Raw genomic sequence first — 18,715 nt, 5'->3', positions numbered from 1 at the left:
AAGGAGGTGCCGAAATGAAATTACATGAGTTAAAACCAGCAGCAGGTTCTCGTAAAGAACGCAACCGCGTAGGTCGTGGTGCAGCTACAGGTAATGGTAAGACAAGTGGTCGTGGACAAAAAGGTCAAAAAGCACGTTCAGGCGGTAATATCAAACCAGGCTTCGAAGGTGGTCAATTACCTCTATTCCGTCGTTTACCTAAACGTGGTTTCACTAACATCAACCGTAAAGAGTATGCTATTGTTAACTTAGACCAACTCAATAAATTTGAAGATGGTACTGAAGTAACTCCTGCTCTTTTAGTAGAATCTGGTGTAGTGAAGAACGAGAAATCAGGTATTAAAATCCTAGGCAAAGGTTCACTAGAGAAAAAATTAACAGTGAAAGCTCATAAATTCTCTGCTTCTGCAGCAGAAGCAATTGATGCTAAAGGCGGAGTACACGAGGTGATTTAATGTTTCAAACGCTCGTGAACTTCTTCAAGACTAAAGAAGTTCGTAATAAAATATTTTTTACTCTCGCGATGTTAGTTATTTTCAAAATTGGTACTTATATACCAGCACCGGGCGTAAACCCAAATGCCTTTGATCAGCAACAAGGTTCTCAAGGTGTCACTGATCTGTTAAACACATTCGGTGGCGGCGCCTTGAAGAACTTTTCAATCTTTGCGATGGGAATCATGCCATATATCACTGCTTCTATCGTTATGCAGTTGTTACAAATGGACATCGTTCCTAAGTTCTCAGAGTGGGCAAAACAAGGTGATGTAGGGCGGAAGAAATTAACGAACGTAACTCGTTATTTCGCCGTTATACTTGCTTTCGTTCAATCTATTGGTATGGCATTCCAGTTCAATAACTATTTGAAAGGTGCTTTGCTCATTGACCAAAGCATCATGAGTTATCTACTTATCGCAGTAGTTTTAACAACTGGAACTGCATTTCTTATGTGGTTGGGTGAACAAATCACTCAATTTGGTGTTGGTAACGGTATTTCAATTATTATCTTCGCCGGTATCTTGTCAACGTTACCGTCGTCAATTAACCAATTCTATCAACAAGCCTTTGTAGGTGCTGAAGATGTGTCTATGGCATGGTTGAAAGTGATTGGTCTTATCGTCGGTTTGATACTTTTAACTATTGGTGCGATTTACGTACTACAAGCGTTACGTAAAGTGCCAATTCAGTATGCGAAGAAACAATCAGCACAAAGAATAGGTTCACAAGCAACGTATTTACCTTTAAAGGTCAACTCTGCAGGGGTTATTCCGGTAATCTTTGCAATGGCGTTCTTCTTACTTCCTAGAACGTTAACGCTCTTCTTCCCTGATGCAGATTGGGCACAGAAAGTCTCTAGTGTTGCCAATCCATCAAATAATATCGGAATGATAGTTTATATTATCTTGATTATCGCATTCACTTATTTCTATGCTTTCGTTCAAGTTAACCCTGAAAAGATGGCTGACAACCTTAAGAAACAAGGAAGTTATGTCCCAGGAATTCGTCCTGGTGAACAAACTAAAAAATATATTACCAAAGTCTTATATCGTTTAACTTTCGTTGGCTCTATCTTCTTAGCTGTGGTAGCGATATTGCCGATTCTAGCGACGAAGCTCATGGGCTTGCCTCAGTCCATCCAAGTCGGTGGTACAAGCTTGCTCATCGTTATCGGTGTTGCTATTGAGACAATGAAGAGCTTAGAAGCACAAGTGAGTCAGAAAGAATATCGAGGCTTTGGTCGTAGATAATCTGTAGGAGGGCACTTATGAATATCATTTTAATGGGTTTACCTGGTGCAGGAAAAGGAACTCAAGCGAGTGAAATCGTAAAGAAATATCCGATCCCTCATATATCTACTGGTGATATGTTCCGTAAAGCGATTCGTGAAGAAACTGAGCTTGGTAAGAAAGCGAAATCATTCATGGATCGTGGCGAATTAGTACCAGATGAGGTAACAGTGGGTATCGTTAAAGAAAGACTTTCTGAAGACGATGCTAAGAAAGGATTCTTACTCGATGGATTTCCTCGTACAATTGATCAAGCAGAAGCACTCAACGACATTATGAGTGACTTAGATCGTGAAATCGAAGCTGTGATCAATATTGAAGTTCCAGAAGAGGAATTGATGAATCGCCTAACTGGTCGCAGAATTTGTGAAAAATGTGGTACTACGTATCATCTTGTGTTCAATCCTCCGAAAGTTGAAGGTGTATGTGATCTTGATGGCGGTAAATTATATCAACGTGAAGATGACAACCCTGAAACTGTTTCAAATCGTCTGAAAGTCAATATTAAACAATCTAAACCGATCTTAGAATACTATGATCAAAAAGGTGTATTGAAAAATATTGACGGAGCTAAAGATATCGACGATGTCACTTCAGATGTGATTCAAATCTTAGATGATTTAAAATAATGTGTGAAAGTTAAGTAAGACTCATTTTAATCATTACGAGAGTGACGATATGTACATTCTTGATGTTTAAGAACTGATGCTTAGCACTTTTAAGATGAAAGAAATTTCATTAACACAGAATAATCCATCCAAGATCATGAACTATTGCAAAAGGAGGAAGTAACCGATGGCAAAACAAGATGTAATCGAACTTGAAGGTACAGTATTAGATACTTTACCAAATGCAATGTTTAAAGTAGAATTAGAAAATGGTCATGAAATTTTAGCACATGTGAGTGGTAAAATTAGAATGAATTATATTCGTATTCTACCTGGTGACAAAGTAACTGTTGAAATGTCTCCATACGATTTATCTAAAGGTAGAATCACTTACCGTTATAAATAATCGTCACTCCATAATATAGGGAGGTATAAAAATGAAAGTAAGACCATCAGTAAAACCAATTTGCGAAAAATGTAAAGTCATTAAACGTAAAGGTAAAGTAATGGTAATTTGTAGCAATCCTAAGCACAAACAAAAACAAGGATAATAAAAGAGAGGTGTAATCAAATATGGCACGTATTGCAGGAATCGATATTCCTCGTGAAAAACGAGTTGTTATTTCATTAACTTATATATACGGTATCGGTACTTCAACTGCTAACAAAATTGTTGAAGAAGCTAACGTTTCAGCAGATACTCGTGTAAAAGATTTAACAGATGACGAATTAGGTCGTATCCGTGAAGTAGTAGACGGTTACAAAGTTGAAGGTGACTTACGTCGTGAGAAAAACTTAAACATCAAACGTTTAATGGAAATCTCTTCTTACCGTGGTATCCGTCACCGTCGTGGCTTACCAGTTCGTGGTCAAAAGACTAAAAACAACGCTCGTACACGTAAAGGCCCAGTTAAGACTGTAGCTAATAAGAAAAAATAATAGGTAAAGGAGGCAGAATATAAATGGCACGTAAACAAGTATCTCGTAAACGTAAAGTCAAAAAGAATATTGAGAACGGTGTAGCGCACATCCGTTCAACATTCAATAACACAATCGTAACTATTACTGACGAATTCGGTAATGCATTATCATGGTCATCAGCAGGTGCACTTGGTTTCAAAGGTTCTAAAAAATCAACACCATTTGCTGCACAAATGGCTTCAGAAACAGCTTCTAAATCTGCAATGGAACATGGTTTGAAAACTGTAGAAGTAACTGTTAAAGGTCCTGGACCTGGTCGTGAATCAGCTATCCGTGCGTTACAATCAGCTGGTTTAGAAGTTACTGCTATCCGTGACGTAACTCCAGTTCCACATAACGGTTGTCGTCCACCAAAACGTCGTCGCGTATAATTTTTGATTGTTATTGTCCGAGGGCACTGAGCAACAGCATATAATAAGTCGACGTATTCGAGGAGGATATTATTAAATGATAGAAATCGAAAAACCTAGAATTGAAACAATTGAAATTAGTGAAGATGCTAAATTCGGTAAGTTCGTTGTTGAACCACTTGAACGTGGCTACGGTACTACACTAGGAAACTCCTTACGTCGTATCCTACTATCTTCATTACCAGGTGCAGCCGTTAAATATATCGAAATCGAAGGCGTATTACACGAGTTCTCAGCAATCGATAATGTAGTTGAAGATGTTTCAACAATTATTATGAACATCAAGAAACTAGCTTTAAAAATCTATTCTGAAGAAGATAAGACGCTAGAAATCGATGTTAAAAATGAAGGCGAAGTAACTGCAAGCGACATTACACATGATAGTGATGTTGAAATACTAAATCCTGATCTTAAGATTGCAACGGTTTCTAATGGTGGTCATTTAAAAATCCGCTTAGTTGCAAACAAGGGTAGAGGTTACGCATTAGCAGAACAAAACAACACTAGTGATTTACCAATTGGAGTTATTCCTGTTGATTCACTTTATTCTCCAGTAGAACGTGTAAACTACACAGTAGAGAATACACGTGTTGGACAAAGCAGTGATTTCGACAAACTCACACTAGATGTTTGGACTAACGGTTCTATTACGCCACAAGAGTCAGTTTCATTAGCAGCAAAAATTATGACTGAACACTTGAACATCTTTGTAGGATTAACTGATGAAGCACAAAATGCTGAAATCATGATTGAAAAAGAAGAAGACCAAAAAGAAAAAGTACTTGAAATGTCTATTGAAGAATTAGACTTATCCGTACGTTCTTATAACTGTCTTAAACGTGCAGGCATCAATACTGTTCAAGAGTTAGCAGATAAATCTGAAGCAGATATGATGAAAGTACGTAACTTAGGTCGTAAATCTCTAGAAGAAGTTAAATACAAACTCGAAGATTTAGGACTTGGACTTAGAAAAGAAGATTAATATAGAATAAAGGAGGTTAACTCATGGCTTACAGAAAACTAGGACGCACTTCTGATCAACGTAAAGCAATGCTTCGTGACTTAGCGACTTCATTAATCGTAAGTGAACGTGTTGAAACTACAGAAGCTCGCGCGAAAGAATTACGCAAAATCGTAGAAAAATTAATCACGTTAGGTAAAAAAGGTGATTTAGCATCTCGTCGTAACGCTGCTAAAACTTTACGCAACGTTAAGATCTTAAACGAAGATGAAACAACTCAAACTGCACTTCAAAAATTATTCGGCGAAATCGCTGAACGTTACACTGAACGTCAAGGCGGATACACTCGTATCCTTAAAGTAGGTCCTCGTCGTGGTGATGGTGCTGAATCAGTAATCATCGAACTCGTTTAATTAAGATAGAAACGACTATTTAAATACACTAACTACTATATTTAAAGCAAATGAGTGCAATGATAATGTTTGCCACATACAAATATTGTCTAGCTCAGAGCACCCCATCCAACTAAATTTGAACTAAGCGTGAACTCATGATGGGGTGCGCGCTTTTTTATATTCAGCAATATATAACGAGACGCTTGTTATCGTTATAAAGCAGTCATGTAATGAGCTCATCAATCTTTTTAATGAGCTTATTCATACATAATTAAGGCATAGTGAAACATATCAGCATAACCCGTGGATGAATCACAACATCATCTGCGGGTTAATTACTTTCAGATTGGATAGAATTCAAGGATAGGTTAAGCAAGCTAGTACAAAGAATGCAATCGCACACACTATCTATGAGCTCAACCGCACGGGTCTACTCGTATACACTAAAGGGTAATTCGTGTACAATATATAGCAAGCGCAATTTAAACGGAGGTTCAAAGCATGGAAAGCTTCGATTCGGTGATTACGTTTGAAGATATTTCCTTTCGATATCAAGAGGAAGGACCCACAATATTAGAACATATTAATTTCGATATTCCACGAGGTAAATGGACATCTATCGTAGGACATAATGGGTCAGGCAAGTCTACATTGACTAAACTGATGATGGGAATAGAACAGCCACACGAAGGGCAGATTTATTTCAATCAGCAAGCGACGTCAGATATGGAGTTGGAAGAGCTACGTCAACATATCGGAATTGTCTTTCAGAACCCTGAAAATCAATTTGTAGGCTCAACGGTAGAGTTTGACGTCGCTTTCGGTTTGGAGAATCATGCGACGGATTACGAAACGATGCATCGAATCGTTCCAGAGGTCTTAGAAGATGTGAATATGCTTCAATACAAAGATAGTGAACCTTCAGCTTTATCAGGTGGGCAGAAACAAAGAGTTGCCATTGCTGGCGTGCTTGCCTTAAATACAGACGTTATTATACTGGACGAGGCTACTTCTATGTTAGATCCTGAAGGTCGCAATGAGCTCATCACTTTGATTAAAAGGTTACAAGCAGAGAAGAACGTAACGATTATATCAATCACGCACGATCTGAGTGAGGTAGTCGATTCAGACTATATGATCGTTATAGATCAAGGCCGTGTTTATACAGAAGGAACACCTCGCTCTGTATTTAATTCACAGCATGATTTAGAACACATTGGTCTCGATTTGCCTTTTGCGATGCGTATGTATAAAGCTTTAGGGCACGAAACCCAATATGTGACTTATGATGAGTTGGTGAAGATGCTATGACGATTTATTTTCAAGAAGTAGAGCAAGTATATCAACCTAAGACGCCGCACGAGTTTGTAGCGTTAAAGAACGTCACTACACAGTTCGATGAAGGTAAATATTATGCGATCATCGGCCATACAGGTTCAGGTAAGTCCACACTGATTCAACATATCAATGGTTTGCTGAAACCAACTAAGGGTTCAGTCTATGTGAACGGTACACGTATTACCGCCAAGACGAAAGACAAAGCTTTACGAGATATCCGTAAACATGTAGGAATGGTATTCCAATTTCCTGAATCTCAACTATTCGAAGATAATGTAGAACGTGAGATTCGTTTTGGTCCGCAGAACTTCAAGATGAATCAAGAAGAGGTACTTAATAGGGCGAAAGCGTTATTCAAAGAGTTTGGTTTCCAAGAAGATATTATGGCGCGCTCGCCGTTTCAGATGTCTGGGGGTCAAATGCGCAAAATTGCATTGACTTCAATATTAGCTATGGACCCCGACGTTATCATATTAGACGAGCCTACAGCAGGCTTAGATCCGCATAGTAAAACACAGGTGATGCAATTGATTAAGCGGCTACAGAAAGAAGAGGGCAAGACGATTATTCTGATATCACATGAGATGAATGACGTGGCTCAATATGCGGATGAGGTCAAAGTGATGCGACAAGGTCAAGTAGTTGAGACATTGACACCACGTGAGTTGTTTAGTGATACATCTAAAGTTGAAGCGCTACATTTAGAGTTACCTGATATCGTTCAACTTCAGAAGGATGTTGAACAACGCCATCAAACTCAATTCGCACGTACTGCGTTGACTGAAGAGGAATTTGTAGCGATGTATAAGGAGTGGCAACATGAAAGATAAATTTATACTCGGCCGCTATTTACCGTTAGATAGTATTATTCATCGTTTAGATCCACGCGCAAAGTTTATCTTTGTCTTTCTGTTTATTATACTTGTCTTTTTCGCTCACTCGGCTGCAACGTATCTATGGCTATTCGTACTGATCTTTATAGCCATGCAACTTGCGAAGATTCGGCCATGGTATATTGTAAAAGGGCTGACCCCATTGTGGATATTTTTAGCACTCACATTTCTGATGCACCTCTTTCTAACTAAGGGAGGTACACGCTTAGTTCAAGTGGGTATGCTATCGATTGATTCCAATGGGATTATTGAAGGTATCTATATCGTACTGCGATTGATGTTCATCATGATGATTTCAACCATTTTAACATTGTCTACAAGTCCATTAGACTTAACACACGCCTTTGATAAACTACTGTCGCCTTTAAAGCTGGTCAAAGTACCTGTGCAGCAGTTAAGTCTGATGATGTCCATCGCTTTACGCTTTATCCCGACATTGATGGAAGAGTTAGACAAGATTATTCTCGCTCAGAAATCTCGTGGTTCCGAAATCAGTTCAGGCAGTTTCATCACACGTGTGCGCGCTTTCGTGCCACTACTCATCCCGCTATTTATCTCTGCATTTCAACGCGCAGAAGATTTAGCCATTGCTATGGAAGTGCGAGGTTATGACGTCGATCGAGAACGTACCAATTACCGTCGACTACACTGGAAGTTCAAAGACACTTGCTTCCTATTGTCGATTATTCCAATCGCGCTTATATTATTTGGATTAAAATACTTAGGAGTGTAATTACTAATGCGTGTATTAGTTAATATAGCGTATATGGGTCGTGACTATTTAGGATTTCAAATTCAACAGAATGGTCGTACGATTCAACAACAATTTGAGAAGATATTGAAACGTATGCACAAACGTCATGTGCGCATACATCCGACAAGTCGTACTGACCGTGGGGTGCACGCTTTAAATCAATACTTTCACTTTGATACTGAATTGAATATCACACCTGAGAAATGGCAATATGCGATGAATAGTGCTTTGCCAGATGATATTTACGTGCATGACATCCAATTTGTGAGCGACAACTTCCATTGTCGCTACGATTGTGTAGGGAAGACGTATCGCTACAAGATATATCAAGGGGCGCACAAAGATCCTTTTCAAAGTGGATTAAAGACATACATCCCTTATCAGCTGGATATTGAGGCGATGCAAGAAGCGGCACAAGCTTTCGTAGGGACACACGATTTCACAGGCTTTTGTTCGCAGAAGACTGAGGTCGAAAGTAAAGTGCGTACGCTTTATGAAAGTAGAATGGTAGTGACTGAGGACGGTTTTGACTATGTCGTGACAGGTTCAGGCTTTCTTTATAATATGGTTCGAGTACTGGTCGCATTTTTACTACAAGTAGGGCAAGGTAAGAAACGTCCTGAAGATGTGCCACGGTTATTAGAGGCTAAAGATCGTAACCAAATGCCATTTACTGCTCCAGCAGCAGGGTTGTATTTAGAAAAGGTCTATTTGTCCCCAGAATCTTTAATTCAAGACTTTGGCGAAGATATCCGTATACATCGAAAAAAATCATTAGAAAATGACTGAATGACATTGACAAAATGGGTTATAAATTATACGATTATTAACGGTATTGTTTTATATTACCCCACGATAAGCCCCGGAAACTTATTGTGTTACAAGATATAGAAGCAGGTAGAACTAACAGTAATTAATAAATGAAATCTAAGCTTTAAATCGTAACAACATTTAATGAGATAACCATTTATTTACTAGGAGGACAATATTATGCGTCAAACATTTATGGCTAACGAATCAAATATTGAACGCAAATGGTATGTTATTGATGCGGCTGGACAAACGCTTGGTCGTCTTTCTTCAGAAGTAGCAGCTATTTTACGCGGTAAAAATAAAGTAACTTACACACCACACGTTGATACTGGTGACTATGTAATCATCATCAACGCATCACAAATTCAATTTACTGGTAGAAAGGACAAAGATAAAGTCTACTACCACCACTCAAATCACCCAGGCGGTATCAAATCAATCACTGCTGGTGAATTAAGAGAAACTAACCCTGAACGTTTATTAGAAACTTCAATCAAAGGTATGTTACCAAACACACGTTTAGGTGAGAAACAAGGCAAGAAATTATTTGTATATGGTGGCGCTGAACATCCACACGCTGCACAACAACCAGAAAACTACGAGTTACGTGGTTAATTAGAAGGAGGAAATTACATTGGCACAAGTTGAATATAGAGGCACAGGCCGTCGTAAAAACTCAGTAGCACGTGTTCGTTTAGTACCAGGTGAAGGTAATATCAAAGTAAACGAACGTGACGTACGCGATTACTTACCATTCGAATCTTTAATCTTAGACTTAAGTCAACCATTTGATGTAACTGAAACTAAAGGTAACTATGATGTATTAGTTAATGTTCATGGTGGTGGCTTCACTGGACAAGCACAAGCTATCCGTCACGGTATCGCTCGTGCATTATTAGAAGCAGACCCTGAATACAGAGGTTCTTTAAAACGCGCAGGTCTCTTAACTCGTGACCCACGTATGAAAGAACGTAAAAAACCAGGTCTTAAAAAAGCACGTCGTTCTCCACAATTCTCAAAACGTTAATTTGTGGTTCGATACGAAAACACTTCCCAAAAGATTGGGAAGTGTTTTTTTACGTTGATATTGAAATTAAGATTGCTCGTTTAATGCTTTAATCACATCTACCATATCATCGTGAATGACTAAGTCTGCTGAATTGTCATAAGGCGTTTGATCTCGATTAATAATGACAAAATGGTCACCTTGGAAGTTGGAGACTAATCCAGCTGCGGGTTGCACAACTAAAGAAGTACCTAATACGACAAGTGTGTCTGCAGACGTTAATTTGTTTAATGCTCGACTGATCGTTTGCTGATTGAGCATTTCTCCATACAGCACGATATCTGGACGAATAGGGCCTCCACAACGCTCACATTCCTTTAACGTTTTCTCCATAACTTCTTCTTTCGTGTATTCAGCATCACAGTTTAAACAATAGAATCGATTCAATGTACCATGTAGTTCATCGACATTTGTACTACCAGCATCACTATGCAAGCCATCGATGTTTTGCGTAATGACGCCTAGCGCACGTCCTTCATCTTCGAGTTGTGCAATCCATTCATGTACTGGATTAGGCGCTTTATCAGACATGAGTAAGCGTTTGTGCGTGAAGTTAATATAACCTTCTGGATCCGCATTTAAATAGTCACGGCTGAGTAAATATTCAGGAGAGTAACCGTCTTTGGAAATTTCATCGAATAAACCACCCATAGAACGGAAATCTGGAATGCCGCTTGCAACGGATACACCCGCTCCTGTAAAGAACACGATACGTTCTGATTCATCGATGATCGTCTTCAATTTAGTGATTTGATCTGTCATCATTAACACCTCTATTTGATATTTATCAGAGTTATTACTTTTATTATAGTACACATGAGCCATTTTACCTATTTAAGAAAAATGGCTTAGAGTATGGTATAGTATGACATATTGAGAGTACAATGAATGAACGCTGGACATAGAGCGAGGGATTGATGTGAATAAATTTGAACGACTCGAAGAAATTACGAAATTAATTAATAAAAAAGGATCGGTGACGACGAATGAAATCGTTGCTGATTTAAATGTCTCAGATATGACAGTGAGAAGAGATTTGAGTGAACTTGAAGAACAAGGCGTGCTAACGAAGATTTACGGAGGCGCGCGTAGCAACGATTTAACTCAGTATAGAGAACGCTCTCACAAGGAGAAACATACAGAGCATGTGACGGAAAAAAGAACGATTGCCCATCAAGCGGCTGCGATTATTGAAGAAGGGGATAATATCTTCTTAGGCCCCGGGACTACGATTGAAATTCTTGCGGAAGAAATAGATCATCAGAAGTTAACAGTTATCACCAATTGCTTGCCAGTATTTGAAATTCTGAATAAGAAAAAATCGCTCGACTTTAAAGTCTTCTTGTTAGGTGGCAACATGCGTGATATTACTCAATCTTTCGTAGGCGAGATGACGAATACGATATTGAGCAATCTGAAGTTCAACAAGATGTTTTTCAGTAGTAATGCGGTGAACAATGGATATGCGATGACTTCATCAGTAGAGGAAGCTTATACGCAACAAATCGCGTTAAATCATTCGCTTGAGACGTATTTGCTTGTAGATAGCTCAAAGATCTTCAAAGAGGATTTCAATCAGTTCTGTGATATTACAGAAGTGACAGGTATTTATACGGATGCGTTACGCAGAGATGCGATTGACTATTTGTTGGATTATAATAAAAAGATTTATTATTAAGTAACATTTGTGAGGACAAGGGTAGATAGAAAAAATACTGAAACTTTAAAGTAATTGATTGCGACGATATGTAGAGGTAGGTAAGATACTAACAAGCTAAGAAAAAAATAAATAACTGGTCGAGATTAATCATTAGATGAAGTAAGAAGTAGAATGGTGACAATAAAAATGTCGCCGTTCTACTTTTTTTAGTAAATCATCTATTTGTGAAGTGCTGAGATAAATCTTTATTAGTCCTGACATGAGAGACTCTAATTAAATCCACAAAATTAAGTTTTAGCCTCATTCAACATTAGTAAACAAATAATGTTTATTTATGTTGTTTTGTGTTGATTTATTGTTTGGTTATGTTTATACTTAAAGTGATCAAATAAAGCGCTTTCATTATTGATTAATACTTGAAGTGGGAAGGAATCGACATGGTTGTAGTTATTGGTTCAGACCAAACAGGAGTTAGATTAAAGGATTTACTCATTGAACACTTAAAGCAACAGGATTATGAGGTCGTTGATGCGACGCGTGATCAAGCGTTAGATTTTGTAGATGCGACATTAGCGATAACTAAAGCTTTAAAGCAACATGAGGATGCTTTAGCGATAGCGATTGATGCCTATGGCGTAGGAAGCTTTATCACAGCGACTAAAGTTCAAGGTATTATCGCTGCTGAAGTTTCAGACGAACGCTCAGCCTATATGACACGTGCACATAATAACTGTCAACTTATCACTTTAGGCAGTGAAATTGTAGGAGCTTCGTTAGCCGTCAATATCGTCGAAGCATTTTTAACAGCAGGATATGATGGAGGACGACATCAAATCAGAGTAGATATGTTAAATCAAATGTGCTAAAGGAAGATGATTATGAAGATTGCGATTGGCTGTGATCATATCGTCACAGATACGAAGATGAATGTTTCTAAATACTTGAAGGAGCAAGGGCATGAAGTTATCGATGTAGGAACGTATGACTTTGCACGCACGCACTATCCAATATTTGGTCGAAAGGTCGGCGAGGCAGTCGTTCAACATGAAGCAGACCTCGGAATCTGCATTTGTGGGACTGGCGTGGGTATTACTAATGCTGCGAATAAGGTGCCTGGCGTGAGAGCAGGTTTGGTTAAAGATTTGATGACTGCACGTTATTCTAAAGAGCAATTGAACGCGAATGTTATCGGCTTCGGTGGTCGAATCATCGGTGAGTTATTGTTGTTCGATTTAATCGATGCCTTTCTTGCTGCGGAGTACAAACCAACGCCTGAGAATCAGCAATTGATAGATAAGATTACTGAATTGGATCAAGAACGTAAGTATGACCATGATACTCATGCTTTTGATCCATTGTTGGAAAAATGGAACAACGGTGAATATACAGATTGACAACTGAATACTTTTAAAAGGGTGATTAAGATGCAAAAAGAAGACGTACAAATGTTAGGCTTTGAAATTGTCGCATATGCAGGTGAAGCGAGATCTAAATTCCTGGAAGCGCTCCAAGCTGCTAAGAATGGAGATATTGCAGGTGCTGAGTCGCTGATTGAAGAAGGAAACCAAGTCATCACTCAAGCACATAACGCTCAGACGGAATTGTTAGCCAATGAAGCGCAAGGTAATGATATTCCTTATAGTGTAACAATGATGCACGGACAGGATCACTTGATGACGACACTTGCCATTCGAGATTTAATGACGCACATTATTGAATTATATCAAAGAGAGCGGTGAACAGCATGAACAGACTAATTGCACAAATTGAGAAAGCAAAACCATTTTTTGAGAAGATTTCAAGAAATATTTACTTAAGAGCCATTCGCGATGGCTTTATTGCAGCGATGCCGGTCATCTTATTCTCTAGTTTGTTCTTACTCATCGCTTTCGTACCTAATATCTTCGGCTTCACTTGGTCTAAGCATATGGAAGGCATCTTGATGAAGCCCTACAATTACACAATGGGATTAGTAGCCATACTGGTAGCTGGAACGACAGCGAAGTCATTGACGGACTCCTATAACCGAAAGCTTAAGGCAAACCAACAATTGAACTTTATTTCTATTATGTTAGCGGCTATGTGTGGATTTTTGTTACTTTCTGCCGAACAAGCTAAAGAGGGCGGATATTTAAACGCCTTTATGGGGACGAAAGGTTTGTTAACTGCATTTTTAGCAGCTTTCATCACAGTGGCAGTCTACAATTTCTGTATGAAGAAGAACATCACGATAAAGATGCCTAAAGAAGTGCCACCTAATATTTCTCAGGTATTTAAGGATATCATTCCTTTCTCTATCGTTATCCTAATACTTTATGGTTTAGATTTACTGATTCACTCATTTATCCATACTACGGTAGCTGAAGCAATCCTTAAATTATTTGAACCTCTCTTTACCGCAGCGGATGGTTGGATTGGTATCACAATTATCTTTGGTGCCTTTGCGTTCTTCTGGTTTGTCGGTATTCATGGACCATCTATCGTGGAACCAGCTATTGCTGCGATTACTTATGCGAATATTGAAACGAACTTCAAACTAATACACGCTGGCATGCATGCTGACAAGGTGATCACGTCAGGTACTCAAATGTTTATCGTTACATTGGGAGGTACGGGTGCAACGCTCGTCGTACCATTTATGTTTATGTGGTTGACGAAATCGAAACGTAATAAAGCGATCGGAAGAGCTTCAGTCGTTCCAACTTTCTTCGGAGTGAATGAACCTATTCTCTTCGGTGCGCCACTTGTCTTAAACCCGATTTTCTTTATACCCTTTGTCTTTGCACCGATTGCCAACGTCTGGATCTTTAAATTTTTCGTTGATGTATTAGGCATGAATAGCTTTAGTGTGAACTTACCATGGACGACACCAGGGCCTCTGGGGATCATCATGGGTACTGGGTTTGGTGTGTGGTCATTCGTACTTGCTGCAGTTCTGATATTTGTAGACGTCACGATTTATTATCCTTTCTTAAAAGTATATGACAAAGGTATCTATTTAGAGGAACAAGAGAATGCTGATAATGCATCTACTAAAGCGTTAGAAGAAAAAGTAAAAGCGAACTTTGATACGACGAAAGCAGAACAGATGATGAATAATCAACAACAAGCATCGGCGAAATTAAATGAGGAACGTGAAGCGGTCGCTTCTAACGCTTCCGCTATTCAAGAAGAAACGAATGTACTCGTGTTATGTGCCGGCGGGGGTACGAGTGGTTTACTAGCCAATGCTTTAAACAAAGCAGCAGCTGAATATCATCAACCGATTACTGCAGCAGCAGGAAGTTATGGCGCACATATGGATATCATGAAAGACTATCAACTCGTTATATTAGCACCACAAGTCGCATCTAACTATGAGGATATTAAATGTGACACTGATCGTTTAGGTATTAAACTAGCAAAAACGCAAGGTGTAGAATACATTAATTTAACTAGAAACGGTAAAGAAGCTTTAGAATTTGTACAAAAACAATTTAATTAATTCAAAGGAGAGATAGAGATGGTAGAACGATTTCCAGAGGACTTTATATTTGGTGGGGCTACAGCTGCGTATCAAGCTGAAGGTGCCACTCGTATAGATGGTAAAGGACGTGTCGCATGGGACAATTATCTCAAAGAGAATTATTGGTATATTGCTGAACCTGCCAGTGATTTCTATCATCAGTATCCTATTGACTTAGACTTGTGCGAACGTTTCAATATCAATGGTATTCGCATTTCAATTGCGTGGTCACGTATTTTTCCTAAAGGTTATGGGGAAGTGAATCCTAAAGGGGTAGAATACTATCATCGTTTATTTGAAAGATGCCATGAGCATCATGTTGAGCCCTTTGTGACGTTGCATCATTTTGATACACCTGAAGCATTACATGAGAATGGTGATTTCGTCAATAGAGAGAATGTGGAACACTTTGTAAACTATGCAGAATTCTGCTTTAAAGAATTTACTGAAGTGAACTATTGGACGACTTTTAACGAAATAGGGCCTATAGGAGATGGGCAATATTTGGTAGGTAAGTTTCCACCAGGTATTCAGTATGATTTTGAAAAGCTCTTCCAGTTTCATCACAATATGATGGTGGCTCATGCGAAAGCAGTTAATCTCTTTAGAACGCATAACATCAAAGGTGAAATAGGTATTGTTCATGCGTTACCAACGAAATATCCATTGAATCCAGAAGATCCAAAGGATGTGCAAGCAGCAGAACTTGAAGATATCATCCACAACAAGTTTATTTTAGATGCGACTTACTTAGGAGAATATTCTGATGCGACAATGAAGGGTGTTAAACACATTCTTAAAGTGAACGGTGGCACGTTGGATTTACGTGAAGAGGATTTCGAGGCATTACGTGCTGCTAAAGACCAGAATGATTTCTTAGGTATCAATTATTACATGAGTGATTGGATGAAAGCATACGAAGGCGAGAATATCATCACGCATAATTCTAAAGGTGTTAAAGGTGGTTCACGTTATGCTTTAAAAGGAGTCGGAGAGCGTGAGTTTAATGTGGATATCCCACGTACAGATTGGGATTGGATTATTTATCCTCAGGGACTCTATGACCAAATCATGCGCATTAAACAAGATTATCCTAACTATAATAAGATTTATATTACTGAAAATGGTCTGGGTTATAAAGATGAATTTGATGTTGAACAGCAGACTGTTCATGATAAAGCGCGTATCGATTACATTGAATCACATCTATCGGCAATACAAGAAGCGATACGTGATGGAGCTGAAGTCAAAGGTTACTTCCTATGGTCATTGATTGATGTCTTCTCATGGTCTAATGGTTATGAGAAACGTTATGGCCTATTCTATGTGGACTTTAATACGCAACAACGCTATCCGAAAGAGAGTGCGTATTGGTATAAGAGAGTCGCAGAACAGAAACATTTATAATTTGTAATACATGCAGAGTTCGATGAGGTAGGAGGACTTCATCGAATTCTGCATTTTACGATATCGATAAACTATTTTAGATAGGCTCTTACCTTTGTAAAAGTGCTTAAAAGTACGTGAAAGCTTTAAATTAGTCTATACTTAAGTGTGATAACACTTAAAGGAGACAACAGATGAAAAAGCTAGCAATGATATTATTTATGGTCCTCCTTACAACCTCGTTGAGTGCATGTTCCTGGGTTTCACTAAGTCATAAGAAGCCTACCTATACTTCTAAAGAAATTACGCCAACTTTGTATCTACATGGTTATAGTGGGACTTTAAACTCTACTAAATATTTAATTCACAGTGCAACGAATGAACATAAGCATGAAACAGTGTACGCGACGGTAGATGCACAAGGTCACGTGACTGTTGATCGACCACTCTCTAATCATGATCGTCATCCGATCGTCATCATTAAGCTCGAAGATAATGAGAATGGAGATTATCCGACAAATGCTCAGTGGATTAAAAATGTCTTAGTAAAGCTTGAAGACCAACAGAAATTTGATCAGTACAATATGGTGATGCATTCAATGGCCAATATGTCGTTTAGTTACTTTATGTTGGAATATGGTAATGATAAAGATTTACCGAAATTAAATAAACAAGTTAACATTGCAGGCACATTTGACGGCGTGTTGGGTATGGATGATAAAGCAAATGAGAATCACCTCGATCAGAATGGTAAACCTGAACGAATGACGAAAGAGTATCGGGATATTCTACCGTTGAAACAAATTTACCGTAACAAACATATCCAAGTATTAAATATATATGGAGATGTAGAGGATGGCTCACACTCAGATCGTCGTGTAAGTAACGTCTCTTCTCAATCTTTGGAATATATTATTGGTGATGTGGTCGATAGCTACAACACTTTAAAGATTACTGGTAAAGAAGGTGACCATAGTGAGCTACACGACAGTGCGAAGGTGGCTCATCATATTAATCAGTTCTTATGGGGACATGATTAGGTTACAACTTTATAATAAATTCACAAGGTTGATATATTGTTAGACAACTTTTTTAAAATACGTGAAGCGGGTAAACCTCATAATAAAAGAGGAGGTTTATTATGAAGACAGAACAAATTGTACTTGCACAAAGACCCCAAGGAATGCCAGATGATTACACTTTTCATTTCGAAGATGTAGAGGTTCAAGAACCGCAAGAGGGTCAAGTAAAGTTGAAAGCCTTGTATATTTCAGTTGATCCTTATATGCGTGGTCGTATGAGTGACAGTGATTCTTACGTTCAACCATTTGAACTCAATGAACCGATACATGGTCATATCGTTGCTCAAGTAACACAATCTAAATCAACGCACTTAAGTGAAGGAGACGTCGTTGTAGGCATCTTGCCTTGGCGTAAAGAAATGACTGCTTCTGAAGATGAAGTGCGCAAAGTTCCACAACTCGATGTACCCGAATATTTAAACTTAAGCGTGTTAGGTATGCCGGGACAAACTGCTTATCATGGCTTACTCAAGATTGGTCAACCTCAACAAGGGGAAACAGTTGTTGTTTCTGCAGCTTCAGGTGCTGTAGGTTCAGTAGTAGGACAGATTGCGAAATTGAAAGGGGCTCGCGTCGTCGGTATCGCGGGAGGTCCTAAGAAGACACACTTCTTAACTGAAGAGTTAGGTTTCGATGCAGCGGTCGATTACAAAGCAGAAGATTTTGCAGAACAATTAGAAGCGGCTGTACCTCAAGGTATAGATGTATACTATGAAAATGTTGGTGGGACAGTTGCAGATGAAGTCTTCAACCATTTGAATACTTTCGCACGTATTCCAGTTTGTGGTTCTATTTCTAACTACAATGATACAGAAATTGATTATGGTCCACGCATTCAACCTATTTTAATTAAAAATCAAGCCTTAATGAAAGGGTTCGTTGTTCACAATTATCAAGACGATTTTGCAAATGCGGCACAAGACCTCGCAAAATGGGTAAAAAATGGTGACATTCAAGTGCGAACTTCAGTTGAAGAAGGCTTTGACAAGGTTCCTGCAGCTTTCAAAAACTTATTTACTGGCGATAATTTCGGTAAACAAGTAGTTAAAGTTGCAGAGCGTGATTAATGAGGAGTGA

At 38.6% G+C, this 18,715-nt stretch carries 24 protein-coding genes; 23 read left to right on the top strand and 1 reads right to left on the bottom strand.

Going from position 1 to position 18,715, the window contains the following annotated elements; genetic code table 11:
* The first annotated feature begins 14 nt into the window (after window positions 1–14).
* The 15 genes from rplO (at window position 15) to rpsI (ending at window position 9,966) form a co-directional block, all read left to right on the top strand.
* Window positions 15–455, top strand: coding sequence for a 50S ribosomal protein L15 (rplO, locus tag CD039_RS07115; protein WP_103371736.1), 441 nt, complete (start codon window positions 15–17; stop codon window positions 453–455).
* The gene (gene secY / locus CD039_RS07110; protein ID WP_049407667.1) at window positions 455–1,747 is read left to right on the top strand and encodes a preprotein translocase subunit SecY; all 1,293 of its coding nucleotides are present in this window, start codon (window positions 455–457) and stop codon (window positions 1,745–1,747) included. The genes rplO and secY overlap by 1 nt, the downstream gene beginning before the upstream one ends.
* 17 nt (window positions 1,748–1,764) lie before the next feature.
* The gene (locus CD039_RS07105) at window positions 1,765–2,415 is read left to right on the top strand and encodes an adenylate kinase (RefSeq protein ID WP_103371735.1); all 651 of its coding nucleotides are present in this window, start codon (window positions 1,765–1,767) and stop codon (window positions 2,413–2,415) included.
* 166 nt (window positions 2,416–2,581) lie between these two features.
* Window positions 2,582–2,800, top strand: coding sequence for a translation initiation factor IF-1 (gene infA, locus CD039_RS07100; protein WP_002471350.1), 219 nt, complete (start codon window positions 2,582–2,584; stop codon window positions 2,798–2,800).
* Window positions 2,801–2,831: 31 nt separating this feature from the next.
* The gene (gene rpmJ, locus CD039_RS07095) at window positions 2,832–2,945 is read left to right on the top strand and encodes a 50S ribosomal protein L36 (RefSeq protein ID WP_002471372.1); all 114 of its coding nucleotides are present in this window, start codon (window positions 2,832–2,834) and stop codon (window positions 2,943–2,945) included.
* Window positions 2,946–2,967: 22 nt separating this feature from the next.
* Entirely contained in the window at window positions 2,968–3,333 is a 366-nt protein-coding gene (rpsM, locus tag CD039_RS07090; RefSeq protein ID WP_002471272.1) for a 30S ribosomal protein S13, read from the top strand.
* 23 nt (window positions 3,334–3,356) lie between these two features.
* The gene (gene rpsK, locus CD039_RS07085) at window positions 3,357–3,746 is read left to right on the top strand and encodes a 30S ribosomal protein S11 (RefSeq protein ID WP_002471279.1); all 390 of its coding nucleotides are present in this window, start codon (window positions 3,357–3,359) and stop codon (window positions 3,744–3,746) included.
* 76 nt (window positions 3,747–3,822) lie between these two features.
* The gene (locus CD039_RS07080) at window positions 3,823–4,767 is read left to right on the top strand and encodes a DNA-directed RNA polymerase subunit alpha (protein WP_049407669.1); all 945 of its coding nucleotides are present in this window, start codon (window positions 3,823–3,825) and stop codon (window positions 4,765–4,767) included.
* Between the two features lie 23 nt (window positions 4,768–4,790).
* Window positions 4,791–5,159 carry a 50S ribosomal protein L17 gene (rplQ, locus tag CD039_RS07075; RefSeq protein ID WP_002471309.1) on the top strand — a complete coding sequence of 123 codons (369 nt, stop codon included), beginning with the start codon at window positions 4,791–4,793 and terminating at the stop codon, window positions 5,157–5,159.
* A gap of 483 nt (window positions 5,160–5,642) precedes the next feature.
* Window positions 5,643–6,452, top strand: a complete 810-nt coding sequence (locus CD039_RS07070; RefSeq protein ID WP_103371734.1) for an energy-coupling factor transporter ATPase — start codon at window positions 5,643–5,645, stop codon at window positions 6,450–6,452.
* A complete protein-coding gene (locus CD039_RS07065; RefSeq protein ID WP_103371733.1) occupies window positions 6,449–7,309 on the top strand; it encodes an energy-coupling factor transporter ATPase in 861 nt (286 codons plus the stop codon). The genes CD039_RS07070 and CD039_RS07065 overlap by 4 nt, the downstream gene beginning before the upstream one ends.
* A complete protein-coding gene (locus CD039_RS07060) occupies window positions 7,299–8,105 on the top strand; it encodes an energy-coupling factor transporter transmembrane component T family protein (protein ID WP_103371732.1) in 807 nt (268 codons plus the stop codon). Before CD039_RS07065 ends, CD039_RS07060 begins: the two co-directional genes overlap by 11 nt.
* Before the next feature lie 6 nt (window positions 8,106–8,111).
* A complete protein-coding gene (truA, locus tag CD039_RS07055) occupies window positions 8,112–8,915 on the top strand; it encodes a tRNA pseudouridine(38-40) synthase TruA (RefSeq protein ID WP_103371731.1) in 804 nt (267 codons plus the stop codon).
* Between the two features lie 201 nt (window positions 8,916–9,116).
* Window positions 9,117–9,554, top strand: coding sequence for a 50S ribosomal protein L13 (gene rplM / locus CD039_RS07050; protein WP_103371730.1), 438 nt, complete (start codon window positions 9,117–9,119; stop codon window positions 9,552–9,554).
* A gap of 19 nt (window positions 9,555–9,573) precedes the next feature.
* Complete coding sequence (gene rpsI / locus CD039_RS07045) at window positions 9,574–9,966, top strand: 30S ribosomal protein S9 (RefSeq protein WP_002471323.1); 393 nt, start codon at window positions 9,574–9,576, stop codon at window positions 9,964–9,966.
* Between the two features lie 66 nt (window positions 9,967–10,032).
* Here the strand turns inward: rpsI and CD039_RS07040 are convergent, their stop codons facing one another.
* On the bottom strand, window positions 10,033–10,767 hold the full coding sequence (locus tag CD039_RS07040; protein WP_103371729.1) for an NAD-dependent protein deacylase: 735 nt from the start codon (window positions 10,765–10,767) through the stop codon (window positions 10,033–10,035).
* Window positions 10,768–10,924: 157 nt separating this feature from the next.
* On the opposite strand from CD039_RS07040, the gene CD039_RS07035 reads away from it, so the two are divergent.
* The 8 genes from CD039_RS07035 to CD039_RS07000 all read left to right on the top strand — a co-directional run bounded on the left by CD039_RS07035 (window position 10,925) and on the right by CD039_RS07000 (window position 18,705).
* Window positions 10,925–11,683 (top strand): DeoR/GlpR family DNA-binding transcription regulator, encoded by a 759-nt coding sequence (locus CD039_RS07035; RefSeq protein ID WP_103371728.1) that lies wholly within the window; start codon window positions 10,925–10,927, stop codon window positions 11,681–11,683.
* 419 nt (window positions 11,684–12,102) lie between these two features.
* Window positions 12,103–12,531 (top strand): galactose-6-phosphate isomerase subunit LacA, encoded by a 429-nt coding sequence (lacA, locus tag CD039_RS07030; protein WP_103371727.1) that lies wholly within the window; start codon window positions 12,103–12,105, stop codon window positions 12,529–12,531.
* A gap of 12 nt (window positions 12,532–12,543) precedes the next feature.
* Entirely contained in the window at window positions 12,544–13,059 is a 516-nt protein-coding gene (gene lacB / locus CD039_RS07025) for a galactose-6-phosphate isomerase subunit LacB (RefSeq protein ID WP_103371726.1), read from the top strand.
* A 30-nt stretch (window positions 13,060–13,089) separates the two neighbouring features.
* Window positions 13,090–13,404, top strand: coding sequence for a PTS lactose/cellobiose transporter subunit IIA (locus tag CD039_RS07020; RefSeq protein WP_103371725.1), 315 nt, complete (start codon window positions 13,090–13,092; stop codon window positions 13,402–13,404).
* A 5-nt stretch (window positions 13,405–13,409) separates the two neighbouring features.
* Window positions 13,410–15,149, top strand: coding sequence for a lactose-specific PTS transporter subunit EIIC (locus CD039_RS07015; protein ID WP_103371724.1), 1,740 nt, complete (start codon window positions 13,410–13,412; stop codon window positions 15,147–15,149).
* A gap of 18 nt (window positions 15,150–15,167) precedes the next feature.
* Window positions 15,168–16,577 carry a 6-phospho-beta-galactosidase gene (lacG, locus tag CD039_RS07010; protein WP_103371723.1) on the top strand — a complete coding sequence of 470 codons (1,410 nt, stop codon included), beginning with the start codon at window positions 15,168–15,170 and terminating at the stop codon, window positions 16,575–16,577.
* A gap of 173 nt (window positions 16,578–16,750) precedes the next feature.
* Window positions 16,751–17,596, top strand: a complete 846-nt coding sequence (locus tag CD039_RS07005) for an alpha/beta hydrolase (RefSeq protein WP_103371722.1) — start codon at window positions 16,751–16,753, stop codon at window positions 17,594–17,596.
* Window positions 17,597–17,697: 101 nt separating this feature from the next.
* Complete coding sequence (locus tag CD039_RS07000; RefSeq protein ID WP_103371721.1) at window positions 17,698–18,705, top strand: NADP-dependent oxidoreductase; 1,008 nt, start codon at window positions 17,698–17,700, stop codon at window positions 18,703–18,705.
* The last annotated feature ends 10 nt before the right edge of the window (window positions 18,706–18,715 follow it).

The organism is Staphylococcus argensis (genome assembly GCF_002902305.1).
In the GTDB taxonomy this organism is placed as follows: Bacteria; Bacillota; Bacilli; order Staphylococcales; family Staphylococcaceae; genus Staphylococcus; species Staphylococcus argensis.
This window is presented reverse-complemented; position numbering and strand designations above follow the sequence as displayed.

Excerpts from the sequence above, each read along its gene's own strand:
- rplO (WP_103371736.1), top strand. The coding sequence starts at position 15 with ATGAAATTACATGAGTTAAAACCAGCAGCAGGTTCTCGTAAAGAACGC.
- secY (WP_049407667.1), top strand. The coding sequence starts at position 455 with ATGTTTCAAACGCTCGTGAACTTCTTCAAGACTAAAGAAGTTCGTAAT.
- CD039_RS07105 (WP_103371735.1), top strand. The coding sequence starts at position 1,765 with ATGAATATCATTTTAATGGGTTTACCTGGTGCAGGAAAAGGAACTCAA.
- infA (WP_002471350.1), top strand. The coding sequence starts at position 2,582 with ATGGCAAAACAAGATGTAATCGAACTTGAAGGTACAGTATTAGATACT.
- rpmJ (WP_002471372.1), top strand. The coding sequence starts at position 2,832 with ATGAAAGTAAGACCATCAGTAAAACCAATTTGCGAAAAATGTAAAGTC.
- rpsM (WP_002471272.1), top strand. The coding sequence starts at position 2,968 with ATGGCACGTATTGCAGGAATCGATATTCCTCGTGAAAAACGAGTTGTT.
- rpsK (WP_002471279.1), top strand. The coding sequence starts at position 3,357 with ATGGCACGTAAACAAGTATCTCGTAAACGTAAAGTCAAAAAGAATATT.
- CD039_RS07080 (WP_049407669.1), top strand. The coding sequence starts at position 3,823 with ATGATAGAAATCGAAAAACCTAGAATTGAAACAATTGAAATTAGTGAA.
- rplQ (WP_002471309.1), top strand. The coding sequence starts at position 4,791 with ATGGCTTACAGAAAACTAGGACGCACTTCTGATCAACGTAAAGCAATG.
- CD039_RS07070 (WP_103371734.1), top strand. The coding sequence starts at position 5,643 with ATGGAAAGCTTCGATTCGGTGATTACGTTTGAAGATATTTCCTTTCGA.
- CD039_RS07065 (WP_103371733.1), top strand. The coding sequence starts at position 6,449 with ATGACGATTTATTTTCAAGAAGTAGAGCAAGTATATCAACCTAAGACG.
- CD039_RS07060 (WP_103371732.1), top strand. The coding sequence starts at position 7,299 with ATGAAAGATAAATTTATACTCGGCCGCTATTTACCGTTAGATAGTATT.
- truA (WP_103371731.1), top strand. The coding sequence starts at position 8,112 with ATGCGTGTATTAGTTAATATAGCGTATATGGGTCGTGACTATTTAGGA.
- rplM (WP_103371730.1), top strand. The coding sequence starts at position 9,117 with ATGCGTCAAACATTTATGGCTAACGAATCAAATATTGAACGCAAATGG.
- CD039_RS07040 (WP_103371729.1), bottom strand. The coding sequence starts at position 10,767 with ATGACAGATCAAATCACTAAATTGAAGACGATCATCGATGAATCAGAA.
- lacA (WP_103371727.1), top strand. The coding sequence starts at position 12,103 with ATGGTTGTAGTTATTGGTTCAGACCAAACAGGAGTTAGATTAAAGGAT.
- lacB (WP_103371726.1), top strand. The coding sequence starts at position 12,544 with ATGAAGATTGCGATTGGCTGTGATCATATCGTCACAGATACGAAGATG.
- CD039_RS07020 (WP_103371725.1), top strand. The coding sequence starts at position 13,090 with ATGCAAAAAGAAGACGTACAAATGTTAGGCTTTGAAATTGTCGCATAT.
- CD039_RS07015 (WP_103371724.1), top strand. The coding sequence starts at position 13,410 with ATGAACAGACTAATTGCACAAATTGAGAAAGCAAAACCATTTTTTGAG.
- lacG (WP_103371723.1), top strand. The coding sequence starts at position 15,168 with ATGGTAGAACGATTTCCAGAGGACTTTATATTTGGTGGGGCTACAGCT.
- CD039_RS07005 (WP_103371722.1), top strand. The coding sequence starts at position 16,751 with ATGAAAAAGCTAGCAATGATATTATTTATGGTCCTCCTTACAACCTCG.
- CD039_RS07000 (WP_103371721.1), top strand. The coding sequence starts at position 17,698 with ATGAAGACAGAACAAATTGTACTTGCACAAAGACCCCAAGGAATGCCA.